Raw genomic sequence first — 12,619 nt, forward strand, 5'->3', positions numbered from 1 at the left:
TGTCAGGCTCGGCAGCGCCTGAGCTCCACATGAGTCTGGAAGCCGGGGAAGGGGTCACGCTCGGTGGGGTCGCAGAAGAAGAGCTGCTGGCGCACGGCCTCCTCGTGCGTGGCCGGGAGGGCGGCGACGCGGGCGGCGTAGAGCTCGGCGGCGGCGTCGATAAGCGAAGGATCGGCGACGAACCAGGTGGTGACCAGCAGGTCAGCCAAGTCGGCCGCGCCCCAGCTGCAGGAGTGCCTTGGCGATCTCCGGGCCCTCGGGGCCGAGCTCCTCGCGGAACTGGTTGATGATGGCCAATTCGCGGGTGTGCACGAGGCGGGTGCCGCCCGAGCCCATGCGGGTCTTGCCGATGGCGCGGGAGACCTCGGTACGGCGCTTGACGGCGTCGAGGATGACGCGGTCGAGGCGGTCGATCTCCTGGCGGTACTGCTGGATCTCCGCGTCGGACAGCGGGTCATCGGTGCCGGTGGGCATGCGGATCTCGAAGTGGTCGGCGGCATCTGTCATGGCAGCCATTGTGCCACGGAGGGGATATGTCGGGGCCTACTAGTAGGTTGTTAGCCATGCAGGAAACCTCCACTGATCTCACCCTCGGACTCAACGAACAGCAGAAGGCGGCGGTCGAGCATTCCGGCTCCCCGTTGCTCATCGTCGCGGGTGCCGGTTCGGGCAAGACGGCAGTGCTCACGCGGCGGATCGCGCACCTCATGCGCGAGCGGGGGGTGGCGCCGTGGGAGATCCTGGCGATCACGTTCACCAACAAGGCCGCGGCCGAGATGCGGGAGCGAGTCACGGGTTTGGTGGGCCCGGTGGCGGAGCGGATGTGGGTGTCCACGTTCCACTCCGTGTGCGTGCGCATCCTGCGTCAGCAGGCGCAGCTCGTGCCGGGGCTGAACACCAATTTCACCATCTATGATGCGGACGATTCGCGGCGGCTGCTGGGGATGATCGCGAAGGATCGCGGGCTGGACCTGAAGAAGTTCACCGCGCGCGTGCTGGCGAACGCGATCTCGAACCTCAAGAACGAACTCATCTCGCCGGAGTCCGCAGCTGCGGACTCCCAGGCGGTCCGCAACCCCTTCGACATGACGGTGGCGGAGGTGTACGCGGACTATCAGCGTCGTCTCCGGGCGGCGAATGCGGTGGACTTCGACGACCTCATCGGCGAGGTGGTGCGGATCTTCCAGCAGCATCCGCAGGTGGTCGATCATTACCGGCGCCGTTTCCGGCACGTGCTCATCGACGAATACCAGGACACCAACCACGCCCAGTACATGCTCGTAGCCACGCTCGTCGGCACCGGGCCGGACGCCCCGGAGCTGTGCGTGGTGGGTGATTCGGACCAGTCGATCTACGCGTTCCGCGGGGCGACGATCCGCAACATCGAGGAATTCGAGCGGGACTATCCGCAGGCCCGCACCATCCTGCTCGAGCAGAATTACCGCTCGACGCAGACGATCCTCAACGCCGCTAACGCGGTCATCTCGCGCAATGACGGGCGGCGGGAGAAGAAGCTGTGGACGGCGCTGGGGGAGGGGCAGCAGATCATCGGCTACGTCTCCGACAACGAGCACGACGAGGCCCGGTTCATCGCCGGGGAGATCGACGCTCTGGCCGACCGCGGGCGTTCCTACAGCGACATGGCGGTGATGTACCGCACCAACAACGCCTCCCGTGCGCTGGAGGAGGTGTTCATCCGGGCGGGCATCCCCTACAAGGTGGTCGGCGGCACCCGCTTCTACGAGCGCGCGGAGATCCGTGACATCGTCGCCTACCTGCGCGTCCTGGAGAATCCGGACGACACCGTCAGCCTGCGGCGCATCATCAACACCCCGCGCCGCGGCATCGGTGACCGCGCGCAGGCGATGGTCGCCGTCCACGCCGAGGGTCATGGCATCTCCTTCGGGCAGGGGCTGTCCGACGTCGTGGCGGACAAGGTCACCCTGCTCAACGCCCGGGGTCGCAACGCGATCGTGGCGTTCGTCGAGATGATGGACGGCCTGCGCGCGGAGATGCCGGGCCTGGACATCGGCGAGCTCATCTCCCGCATTCTCGACGCCACCGGCTACCGCGAGCAGCTCGAGGCGAGCAACGACCCGCAGGACGGGGCGCGCCTGGACAACCTCAACGAGCTCGTCTCAGTGGCCCGCGAGTTCTCCTCGGAGGCGGCGATGCAGGTGGCCTACGCGGAGATGGACGGCGGGGAGTTCTCCCTCGACGAGGGGGAGCCGGAGCCGGGGTCCCTGCAGGCCTTCCTGGAGAAGGTCTCGCTGGTGGCCGACGCGGACCAGATCCCCGACAACGAGCAGGGCGTGGTCACCCTCATGACGCTGCACACCGCAAAGGGCCTGGAGTTCCCGGTGGTCTTTCTCACCGGCTGGGAGGACGGGCAGTTCCCGCACCTGCGGGCGCTGGGGGATCCGGCGGAGCTGGCGGAGGAGCGGCGCCTGGCCTACGTGGGCATCACCCGGGCCCGCGAGCAGCTCTACCTCACGCGGGCGATGCTGCGTTCCTCCTGGGGCAACCCGATGACCAACCCGCCGAGCCGTTTCCTGGCGGAGGTGCCCGCGGAGCTGGTGGACTGGCGGCGCGAGGAGCCGGAGTCCTCCTGGGGATCCGGCGGCTACGGCGGCGGCAGTTCCTGGGGGCGGTCGACGCCGCAGCGCAGCACCTCTGCTGCCCCGGCGGCCCCGACCCTGCCGAAGGCGCGGCCGAAGAACAACAACCTGCACCTGACGGTGGGGGACCGGGTCAACCACGACAAGTACGGCCTGGGCACGGTCATCGCCGCGGACGGGTCCGGAGCGCGCGCGACCGTGACCATCGACTTCGGTTCCGCCGGCAAGGTGCGGCTCATGCTCATCGGCGGGGTGCCGATGGAGAAGCTGTGATCAGCGGACGTTGATGCCGCGGGTGGCGAACCAGTCGACGGGGTTGACCGGGGCGCCGCCACCGGGGCGGATCTCGAAGTGCAGGTGCGGGCCGGTCGATTCGCCCTCGTTGCCGATGGTGGCGATCTGCTCGCCGGCGGTCACGCGCTGACCGACGGCGACGTGGATGGTGTTGACGTGCCCGTAGACGGAGATGGAGCCGTCGCTGTGGCGCAGACGCACCCACTTGCCGAAGCCGTTGGCGCCGCCGGCGGAGATGACCTCGCCGTCCATGACCGCCAGGACCGGGGTGCCGATCGGGTCGGCGATGTCGATGCCCTCGTGCTGCGCGCCCCAGCGGGCGCCGTAGCCGGAGGTGAAGCGTCCGGAGGTGGGGAAGACGACGGTGGCGCCGTCGGCGGTCTGGCCGCGGACGGGGGACATGCGCTGGGCGGGGATGATGTCCCGCAGGTCGAGTCCCAGCTCGTCGGAGGAGACGATGGAGAGAGAATCGAGGATGGCGCTCAGCGGGTCGAGGATGACCTTGAGGTCGGAGCTGCCTTCGGGGGTCGTCTCGCTCGGGGCGGCGTTGTTGACGCCCTCGGCGATCTTGCCCGCCGCGGTGAGTGCGGTGATGAGGTCGTTGAGGTCGGCGCCGTTGACGCCTTCCCCGGTCACCTGGAAGGAGGCCTCCCGGGCGTGGGCCGGGGGTGCGATGACGCCGGCGGCCAGTGCGGCGGTGAGGAGCGTGGCCGTGATTCCGGTGCGTGAGAGCATGCGTCCTGCCTTTGGTAGAGAGCAATTCTGAGATCGAGTCAAAAGTACCGGGGGCAGGGCGGGACGGCAACGGAGGAAACCGCAGGTCGGCGCGGCGAATGGGGGAGAATCGGCGGATCCCCGCAGCTCAGACCCCGTGTTACTGGTGTGAATAGTGTGACTCCAGTAAAGCTATGGGGTGAGCGCTGCGGGGGTGATTCCGGCGGGTGGGGTCCTTCTACGTCTCGCGGTACTCCAACTCGCCGAGCCGCCGGTGGAACAGGGAGCCGACCGCCCACGTCGCCACCGGGGTGAGCACCAGCAGAATGAGCTGCATCCGCCAGTCGGGGAGGAAGTACCCTGCCGTGCCGGTGGAAAGCACCGCGCCGGAGGAGTGCAGCTGCGTCGTGGAGGTGAGCAGCCACGCGCCGAGGGTGCCTGCGGCCACGCCGCACACCGTGCCCGCCAGGGCGAGCAGGCCGGAGAAGGCGCCGGAGACCTGGGACGGAAGGCCGGGCGGGGCGCCGATGGCGTCGAGAAGCGCGAACTGGCGGCGGACACTCTGCCAGGACAGGGCCTGCACGAGGGTGACCACGACGAGCACGCCGAGGCCGAGGGTGCCCGCCAGGGCCACGGACCACCAGCCCGACAGCGGGCTCAGGGGGGTGAAGGAGATCATGGTGCCCACCGTGTCCTCCGAGGTCTGCCGCGCGATCTCCTGGCGCTGCCCGGCAGACAGCGGCTGCTCGGTGAGCAGCACCGTCCCCAGGTAGTCCGAGCTGGCGCCGACCTCGCGCAGGGCCGGGGGCGTGAGCAGCATTGTCGGGGCCAGCTCCGGCAGGACCGGGATGGTGGGCAGGACCGTCTCGGAGTGGACGTCGAGGTCGCCGACCTCATGGTTGAATTCGACCTCCCGCACCGGCAGCTCGCTGGCCGGGAAGTTGACGGGCACGAGGATCCCCGGGGTGTCCAACGCCGCCAGGGCGCGGCTGCGGGCGGCGTCGTCGAGCAGGAAGAGGTCGAGGGCCTCCGGGGAGGCCTCGAAGAGTGAGCCGCCGAAGAGCTCGAAGGGGCCGGTGACGCGGTCCTCGCGCGCCAGGTACAGGCACATCGAGCTGTCATCCGGGGAATCGCAGGTCATCGACCCGAGGAAGATCTCCCGCTGGCCGGCGGATTCGGGATCGAAACGGACACCCCGCAGATCGATGCGCTGGGAGGGGCCCACCGCCTGTTGAGCGGTGGCGACGACCTCCTCGATGCTCCGCTCGTCGGGGGCCGTCTCCGGATCGATGTCCGGCGCGAGCAGCATCGCCGAGCCCCGGTAGGTGGCAGCGTAGAGAGCCTGCTCGCGGGCCTCTTCCGACGCCAGGTGGGTCTGCACCCCGACGGCGATGGCCAGCACCGCGATGATGGCCGCCAGTGCGGGCACGCTGCGCATGGACTGGCGCCCGGCGTCGCGGAGCGCCAACCGCGTCGGCAGCGGGGCACGCGCGCCCAGGCGCCCCAGCCCCCACACCACCGCCGGTGCGCTGGCGGCGATGAGAATCACCGTGACCAGGGCGAGCAGCGGCGACCAGAACTGCAGAGTGGTCGCGGCGACGAAGAACCGCGCCCCGAACACGCCGAGCCCGAGCAGCAGGAGCCCGACGGGGCCGAGCGCCATCCACGGCCGCCAGGTCAGCAGCCGGTCGGGGGCGGCCCCCTGCACGCCCGCGCTTATCGACGCCCGCGCGGCCACCACCGCCGGCAGGAGCGAGGCGAGCGTCGAGCCGAGGACCGCGGCCGCCCACAGTCCGAGCACGCCTAGCCAGGGCACGGCGAAGCTCCAGGTGGGGTAGTGGAGGAACCACGTCACCGCGGCCGCGCCGACACCGAGGACGGCGCCGAGTGTGGCACCGATGACTCCTGCGGACAGGCCGTAGGCCAGCACCGCCAGGCGGATGTGCCACGGGGTGGCACCCTGCGAGCTCATGAGGGCGAAGTTGCGGGCCATCCGGGAGGTGGCGATGGTGAACACCGGCGCGATGAGCAGCAGCGCCAGCAGGCCGACGAGCAGTATTCCGGCGACGGTGACAATCTGGACGGACCAGTCGGTGGTGGGCGTGGGGTAGAGGTACCCCTGGTAGCGGAAGGCGGGGTCGATCTCTTCCGTCGGCGGGGGATTGTCGATGACATCCTGTGCGCGCACGGTGAATCCGACCGCGTTGAGGGCCTGGACGTCCTGCCAGGTGAACGCGGTGGGGCCGGTGATCGACCACGTGGCGGAGCCGGGCATCTCCGGCTCGTTGAGCAGATCCGCGGGGGCGAGGAGGGCCGGTTCGGCCACGACGGAGGTGTAGCCGGGCATGGTGCCCGCGACGCGCAGCTCCACATCCGGGCGGGAGCCCTGCGGGGAGTAGGTGATGGTGTCGCCTGCGCGGACGTGGAGCGCATCCGCCGCGGCGCTGGTCAGCCAGATCTGCCCCGGGGGCGGCATGCGGCCGGAGGCGCGCTGCTGGACCGCGAGGTGGATCTGCTTCCCGTCATGGGACCCCGTGCCCCAGTCCTGGTAGCGCATTTCCGCCGTGAAGCCCTCCGGCAGGTGCGCGGCGAGCAGTTCCTGCTGCGTCACCGTGGCCGGTTGCGCGGAGGGCGTGCAGTCGGAGGCGGTGCCGTCGATGCTCTGGGTGCAGGAGCCGCCGATGAGCTGGGCCTCGGTGCGCTGTTCCAGCGACCGGGTCGCCTGCTCCTCGGAGTAACCGTGGGACCACAGCCAGGTTCCGGCGAACACCGGCAGCGCGATGAGCAGCACGGCGGCCAGGATGCGCCAGGGGTGACGGGTGATGTCGCGCCGGGTGGGGCGGGTGGCGGCGAGTAGGGCCCTCATGACAGATCACTCCCCTCGTCGATGAGGCGGCCGTCGCGGACCACTATGACGCGGTCCGCCCAGGCGGCGAAGCGGGGCTCGTGGGTGACGATCATGCCGGCGGCGCCCTCGTCGACACGCTCGCGGAGGATGCGCAGGACGGCATCGCCGGTGGTGGTGTCGAGCGCGCCGGTGGGTTCGTCGGCGAGCAGCACGGTGCGCTCGCCGATGAGCGCCCGGGCGATGGCCGCGCGCTGCGCCTGGCCGCCGGAGATCTCCTCGGGGAAGCGGGAGTCCAGCCCCTCGAGGCCGACCTCGAGCAGCGCGATGCGGGCTGCCTCCCGACACTGCTCCGGGCTCAGGCCGTCGAGTTCCAGGGGCAGGGAGACGTTCTCCCCGACGGTGAGGGTGGGCACGAGGTTGTAATGCTGGAAAATGAGCCCGATCCGGGAGCGGCGCAGGAGGGCGGAACGGGTGGGGGTGAGGTCGGCGGCGTCGACGCCGTCGATAAGCACCCGGCCGGAGGTCGGCGTCTGCAGCAGTCCCGCGACGTTGAGCAGCGTCGACTTGCCGGACCCGGAGGGTCCCATGACAGCGACGAGCTCGCCGGGTTCCAGGGTGAGGGAGACGTCCTCGAGTGCGACCACCCGCCGCGGGCCGGAGCCGAACACACAGGAGACGTTCTGCAGCTCCAGGGGAGCAGGAGAAGAGGGGGACATGTCAGGACTCCTTGGGTGTCGGGTTGGTGAGGGCCTCGACGCGGTCGAGCCAGCGGGCCTCGGCCTCCAGGTCGAAGATGCGGCGTTCCACCTGCAGGCGCTCGGCGGAACGGGTGTCGGCCAGGGCCCGGGAGGCGCGGTTGAGCTCCCGGAGCTGGTGGATGGTGGAGCGGCGCTGGCGGTCGAGCAGGGCGATGAGGTTGATGCCGGGGTCGTGCGCGCCGAGCGAGACCTTGATGACCAGTTCGTCCCGCTCGGTGGCGGGGCGGTGGACGGGCTCGGCCCACCAGGCGTCGAGAAGCTCCCGGCCGGCGGGGGTGAGCTGGTAGGTCTCGGCGGGGCGATTGTTGGCTCCGGTGATGGAGCCGGCGACCTCGATGAGGCCGTCGCGTTCCAGGCGGGCCAGGGTCTGCGTGACCTGGCCGATGTTGAGGGGCCAGACGGCCTGCGTCCGGTCGCTGAACTGCTGCTGCAGCTGGCTGGCGGACGATGGTCCGACGGTCAGCAGCGCGAGAAGCGAGTGCTTGATGGACATGGCGGTTCCTTGCGGTGGGGGACGGTGCCGAGCAGGTTACCCGGTAACCTTGAATGTCAGGTTACTGGGTAACCTGCTACGTGGCAAGTATTCTGGCATAGCAAAACCCCGGTCAGTGACGGATCTGACCGGGGTGCGTACTGCAGGTGTCTTAGGCGATGGTGATGCCGCGCTCCGCGAACCACGGCACCGGATCGACCGCGCCGGCGCCGCCGGGGTGGATCTCGAAGTGCAGGTGGGAGCCGGTGGAGAAGCCACGGTTGCCCATGCCGGCGATCTTCTGGCCGGCGGTGACGGTCTGGCCGACGGCGACGTCGAGGGTCTCCATGTGGCCGTAGAGGGAGATGGTGCCGTCCTCGTGCTGGATGCGGATCCAGTTGCCGTAGCCGGAGGCCGGGCCGGAGTCGACGACGACGCCGTCCATGACGGCGAGGATCGGGGTGCCCACGGCGTTGGCGATGTCGATGCCGGCGTGGAGGGTGCCCCAGCGCGGGCCGTAGCCGGACGTGAAGACACCCTCGGCCGGCTTGGCGACAGAGGGTGCGCGGAGCGCCTGGTCGAGCTGGGCGCGGACGTCAGCGAACTGGACGGCGGTGGTGAGCTGCTGCTGGATGTAATCGGCCGGCTTGTGCTCGGCGATGGCCAGGATCTGCGGGGCAGCCTCGGCGATCTGGTTCGCGATGTCGGAGGTATTTGCCGCGAGGGCGTACTCCGGGGTGGCGACGGCGGCGGTCTCGGTGTGCTGGGCCTGGATCTGGGCGGCAGCCGCGCCGCCGATACCTGCGGTCGACACAGCGCCGGTGGCGACCGTGACGAGGGCGATACGACCCTTGGTGGTCTGCGAGGTGGTGATCTTGCGGTGCTTACCTCGGGTCGACCGCTCAGTCGTCATGCGCATGAAGCCTTCTTCCGTCATTCGCCACAACCGTTGAGTTACGAGTTTGTGACCGCTTTGTTACCTACGGTCGGTAACAATAGCGTCTCGATTCCTATGGGGCAACCGATCACCGCGGAATTCGTCTTAATCGCGCCGCCCTCCGTGAGTGTTACATCGACGCCACACCGGGCCGCGCCGTCACGAAGCGGACGCTCCACCGTGGCACAGTGGGGAGGTGATGAGCAAGAAGACCAGCCCCCAGTCCCGGCCCGGTCGGCGCCCCCGCAAGATCCGCGCCGGCGGGACTTCCGCAGGTAGCACGCCCGCGGGCGCCCGCCAGCGCCGCGGTCCGGAGGCGCCGCCCGCGCCGGCGCCCACCGATCTGCTCGGACGTCTGCGCCGTTACCTGCCCGTCGTCGCGGTCCCCGACCTTGTCGTCCTGCTCGGCCTCATCGCGCTCGCCCTCGTTGGCCTTCTTGTGACAGGAACCACACTCGCGGCGCTGCCCGCGACCATCGCGCAGCTGTGGCTGGCCCTCAATCTCTCCCCGGTCGCGGCGAGCGGCACGGTGCTCGGCGTCCTGCCGCTGCTGCCGACGATCGGCCTTGTCGCCCTGCTCGCCCGGCGCATCAGAAACGCCGTCCGCGAACGCATCAGCCTCGCGGACCTCCTTGTCCTCGCGATGGCGACACTGCTCATCCCCGTGGTGCTCACCCTCATCGCCGCCGCGATGATGTGGGACGCCGGCCGCGTCTTCGATGTCGGCCCCCCGCCGCTGGGTCACGCGCTGGCCCGCACCTTCCTCGTGCACGCCGCGGCGCTGGCCCTCGGCATGGGTCCCCGCCTGTGGCGCGCCCTGCTGCGTCGCTACGGCGCCCCCGACTGGCTTGTCGACGCCGTGGCCACCGCCGCCCGCATCCTCCTCTTCCTCTCCGCGGGCGCCCTGCTCCTCCTGCTCGGACTGCTGGTGACCGGATGGTCGCGGCAGGTCGAGGTGGCCTCCCTATATAACAGTGGCCTGGGTGTGCTGGGTGTGGTGGTCGTCAGCCTGCTCTACCTGCCCAACGCCCTCATCGCCGCCGCCGCAGTGATGATGGGGTCCGAGTTCCACATCGGTGCCGCCTCCGTCTCCCTCTACGCCATCGACCTCACGGCCCTGCCGCCCCTGCCGCTCGTGGCCCTCATCCCCGGCTGGGCGCACCCGTGGTCGATCCTGCTGCTGCTCGTCACGTCGATGGCCGTGGCCTATGTGCTCGGCAGCGTGCGCTTCACCATCGTGCAGACGATGGCCACCGCGGCGGCCGTCGCGGTCCTCGTCCTGCTCGCCGGCTACCTCACCACCGGGCAGGTCGGGCACCTCGGGGTCATGGGCCCGATGGTGTGGCTGACGGCCGGACTGGCCTTCGCCTGGACCGCGGGGATCGGCGGGGCGGCGGCGCTCGTCGGCAAGCTGGCGGACCGGCGGGCTGTGCCCGAGCCGGAGCCGGAGCCCGAGCCCGAGCCGGAGCTGGTCGCTGAGGAAGAAGCCGGACCGGAACCGGAGCCGGAGGAGGAGATCCTCGAGGGGGAGATCGTCGAGGAGGCCACCCCCGAGACGGGTGAGGCGGAAAGTACTGAGGATCCAGTGATCCCTGAGGCAGGAGAGGTTCCGGTGACCGCGGAATCCGGGGAAGTCGACGAGAAGGACGAAGAAGCCGACCCCAAGGACTAGGATCAGACGGGTGACTTTCCCCCGCGATCCCCTCAATGTCGTCGTGCTCGTCTCCGGCAGCGGCACCCTGCTGCAGTCGATCCTGGACAATCAGGACGAGCGTTACCGGGTGAGCCTGGTCATCGCCGATGTGCCGTGCGCTGCTCTGGCACGTGCGGAAGAGGCGGGCGTCGAGACGCGGGTCGTGGAACTCGGTGCGGACCGAGCGGCCTGGAACGTCACTCTCGCCGACGTCATCGCGACGCAGGACCCGGGGCTCATCGTCTCCGCCGGGTTCATGAAGATTCTCGGCGCAGGAGTCCTCGACCGCTTCGGTGGTCGCATCATCAACACCCATCCGGCGCTGCTGCCGTCGTTCCCGGGCGCCCATGCCGTCCGCGACGCGCTCGCCTACGGGGTGAAGGTCACCGGTTCCTCGGTCCATTACATCGACGCGGGCGTGGACACGGGCCCGATCATCGCGCAGCAGGCGGTCGACGTGGAACCGGAAGACACGGAAAGCTCTCTCCACGAGCGCATCAAGAAGATTGAACGACAGCTCATAGTGTCGGTGCTGCGGTCGGCGCGCATCGACGAGACCACCAGGAAGGTTGAGTTCATCCATGAGTGATGATCGCAAGGTAATCAAGCGCGCCCTCATCAGCGTGTACGACAAGACGGGGCTCGAGGGCCTGGCACAGTCCCTGCACGACGCCGGTGTGGAGATCGTCTCCACCGGCTCCACCGCGGCCACCATCGCCGCCCAGGGCATCCCGGTCACCCCGGTGGAGGCCCTCACCGGCTTCCCGGAGTGCCTCGAGGGCCGCGTGAAGACCCTCCACCCGAAGGTCCACGCCGGCATCCTCGCCGACACCCGCAAGGACGACCACCTCGCGCAGCTCGCGGACCTGGACGTCGAGCCCTTCCAGCTCGTGGTGGTCAACCTGTACCCCTTCACCGAGACCGTCGCCTCCGGCGCGGATTTCGACGCCTGCGTCGAGCAGATCGACATCGGCGGCCCCTCCATGGTCCGCGCCGCCGCGAAGAACCACCCCTCCGTGGCCGTCGTCGTCGACCCGGCCCGCTACGAGGATGTCGCCACCGCCCTGCAGGATGGCGGCTTCAGCCGCGCGCAGCGCACCCGCCTCGCCCTCGACGCCTTCCGCCACACCGCCGCCTATGACGTCGCTGTGGCCACCTGGCTCGGTGAGCAGGTCGCCGCGGAGGAAGAGGGCGTGCAGTTCCCCGCCTGGATCGGTTCCTCCCACGAGCTCTCCGCCACCCTGCGTTACGGCGAGAACCCGCACCAGGCCGCCGCCCTCTACGCCGACCAGGGTGCCGGTGGACTGGCCAACGCGGAGCAGCTCCACGGCAAGGAGATGAGCTACAACAACTACCAGGACGCCGACGCCGCCTGGCGCGCCGCTTGGGACCATGAGCGCGCCTGCGTGGCCATCATCAAGCACGCCAACCCCTGTGGCATCGCCGTCTCCGACACCTCCATCGCCGACGCCCACCGCCGCGCCCACGCCTGCGACCCGATGTCCGCCTTCGGTGGCGTCATCGCCGCCAACCGTGAGGTCACCGTCGCCATGGCCGAGCAGGTGGCGGACATCTTCACCGAGGTCATCATCGCCCCCTCCTACGCCGACGGCGCCATCGACGTCCTCGCCCGGAAGAAGAACATCCGCGTCCTGCAGGCCGAGCCGCTGACCCGCACCGGCCTGGAGGTCAAGGAGATCTCCGGCGGTGTCCTCGTCCAGGAGCGTGACACCCTGCAGGCCGAGGGCGACCTCGCCGCCAACTGGACCCTCGCCGCCGGCGAGCCCGTCTCCGAGCAGGTCCTGGCCGATCTGCAGTTCGCCTGGACCGCGGTCCGCGCCGTCAAGTCCAACGCCATCCTCATCTCCCGGGATTCTGCCACCGTCGGCGTGGGCATGGGCCAGGTCAACCGCGTCGACTCCGCCAAGCTGGCCGTCGAGCGCGCCAACACCCTCGCCCAGGGCGCGAACCGCACCACCGGTGCCGTCGCCTCCTCCGACGCTTTCTTCCCCTTCGCGGACGGCTTCGAGGTGCTTGCCGACGCCGGCGTCAAGGCCGTCGTCTCCCCGGGCGGTTCCATTCGCGACGACGAGGTCATCGCCGCCGCCGAGAAGGCCGGGGTGACGATGTACTTCACCGGCGCCCGCCACTTCGCGCACTAGCTGGGCCCGCCTGATTTACTGACATCACTACAAGTTCCCACCTGGGCCTATGCCCCGGGGCGCGGCGCGAATGTCAGCGAATCAGGCAGGGCCCCCGGGGCCCACTCACGACTGCCGATGTTC

General features: G+C 69.8%; 11 protein-coding genes. 4 read left to right on the forward strand and 7 right to left on the reverse strand.

From position 1 onward, the window contains the following. Nucleotides 1-2 precede the first annotated feature (2 nt). The gene (locus tag ACFPUZ_RS04755) at nt 3-209 is read right to left on the reverse strand and encodes a hypothetical protein (RefSeq protein ID WP_377000408.1); all 207 of its coding nucleotides are present in this window, start codon (nt 207-209) and stop codon (nt 3-5) included. After that, nucleotides 202-507, reverse strand: a complete 306-nt coding sequence (locus ACFPUZ_RS04760) for a chorismate mutase (protein WP_377000410.1) — start codon at nt 505-507, stop codon at nt 202-204. The genes ACFPUZ_RS04755 and ACFPUZ_RS04760 overlap by 8 nt, the downstream gene beginning before the upstream one ends. Nucleotides 508-563: 56 nt before the next feature. Here ACFPUZ_RS04760 and pcrA point away from each other — a divergent pair, with 56 nt between their 5' ends. Further along, nucleotides 564-2,891, forward strand: a complete 2,328-nt coding sequence (gene pcrA, locus ACFPUZ_RS04765; RefSeq protein ID WP_377000412.1) for a DNA helicase PcrA — start codon at nt 564-566, stop codon at nt 2,889-2,891. On the opposite strand, the gene ACFPUZ_RS04770 is transcribed toward pcrA, so the two are convergent. The 5 genes from ACFPUZ_RS04770 to ACFPUZ_RS04790 all read right to left on the reverse strand — a co-directional run bounded on the left by ACFPUZ_RS04770 (nt 2,892) and on the right by ACFPUZ_RS04790 (nt 8,623). Continuing rightward, the gene (locus ACFPUZ_RS04770) at nt 2,892-3,647 is read right to left on the reverse strand and encodes a M23 family metallopeptidase (protein ID WP_377000414.1); all 756 of its coding nucleotides are present in this window, start codon (nt 3,645-3,647) and stop codon (nt 2,892-2,894) included. 217 nt (nt 3,648-3,864) lie between these two features. Beyond that, entirely contained in the window at nt 3,865-6,492 is a 2,628-nt protein-coding gene (locus ACFPUZ_RS04775) for an FtsX-like permease family protein (RefSeq protein ID WP_377000415.1), read from the reverse strand. Continuing rightward, complete coding sequence (locus ACFPUZ_RS04780; RefSeq protein ID WP_377000417.1) at nt 6,489-7,190, reverse strand: ABC transporter ATP-binding protein; 702 nt, start codon at nt 7,188-7,190, stop codon at nt 6,489-6,491. The genes ACFPUZ_RS04775 and ACFPUZ_RS04780 overlap by 4 nt, the downstream gene beginning before the upstream one ends. 1 nt (nt 7,191) lies before the next feature. Continuing rightward, nucleotides 7,192-7,725, reverse strand: coding sequence for a PadR family transcriptional regulator (locus ACFPUZ_RS04785; RefSeq protein ID WP_377000419.1), 534 nt, complete (start codon nt 7,723-7,725; stop codon nt 7,192-7,194). Nucleotides 7,726-7,876: 151 nt separating this feature from the next. Then, nucleotides 7,877-8,623 carry a M23 family metallopeptidase gene (locus ACFPUZ_RS04790; RefSeq protein ID WP_377000421.1) on the reverse strand — a complete coding sequence of 249 codons (747 nt, stop codon included), beginning with the start codon at nt 8,621-8,623 and terminating at the stop codon, nt 7,877-7,879. A gap of 217 nt (nt 8,624-8,840) precedes the next feature. Between ACFPUZ_RS04790 and ACFPUZ_RS04795 the strand changes: the two genes are divergently transcribed. Genes ACFPUZ_RS04795 through purH form a run of 3 tightly spaced genes read left to right on the forward strand, consistent with a single transcriptional unit; the run spans nt 8,841 to nt 12,496 of the window. Next, a complete protein-coding gene (locus ACFPUZ_RS04795) occupies nt 8,841-10,313 on the forward strand; it encodes a cell division protein PerM (RefSeq protein ID WP_377000423.1) in 1,473 nt (490 codons plus the stop codon). A gap of 10 nt (nt 10,314-10,323) precedes the next feature. Then, nucleotides 10,324-10,923: a phosphoribosylglycinamide formyltransferase gene (purN, locus tag ACFPUZ_RS04800; RefSeq protein ID WP_377000425.1), complete on the forward strand. Its 600-nt coding sequence runs from the start codon at nt 10,324-10,326 to the stop codon at nt 10,921-10,923. Further along, nucleotides 10,916-12,496 carry a bifunctional phosphoribosylaminoimidazolecarboxamide formyltransferase/IMP cyclohydrolase gene (gene purH, locus ACFPUZ_RS04805; protein WP_377000427.1) on the forward strand — a complete coding sequence of 527 codons (1,581 nt, stop codon included), beginning with the start codon at nt 10,916-10,918 and terminating at the stop codon, nt 12,494-12,496. Before purN ends, purH begins: the two co-directional genes overlap by 8 nt. The last annotated feature ends 123 nt before the right edge of the window (nt 12,497-12,619 follow it).

This window comes from Corynebacterium nasicanis (assembly GCF_042658165.1).
Classification (GTDB): Bacteria; Actinomycetota; Actinomycetes; order Mycobacteriales; family Mycobacteriaceae; genus Corynebacterium; species Corynebacterium nasicanis.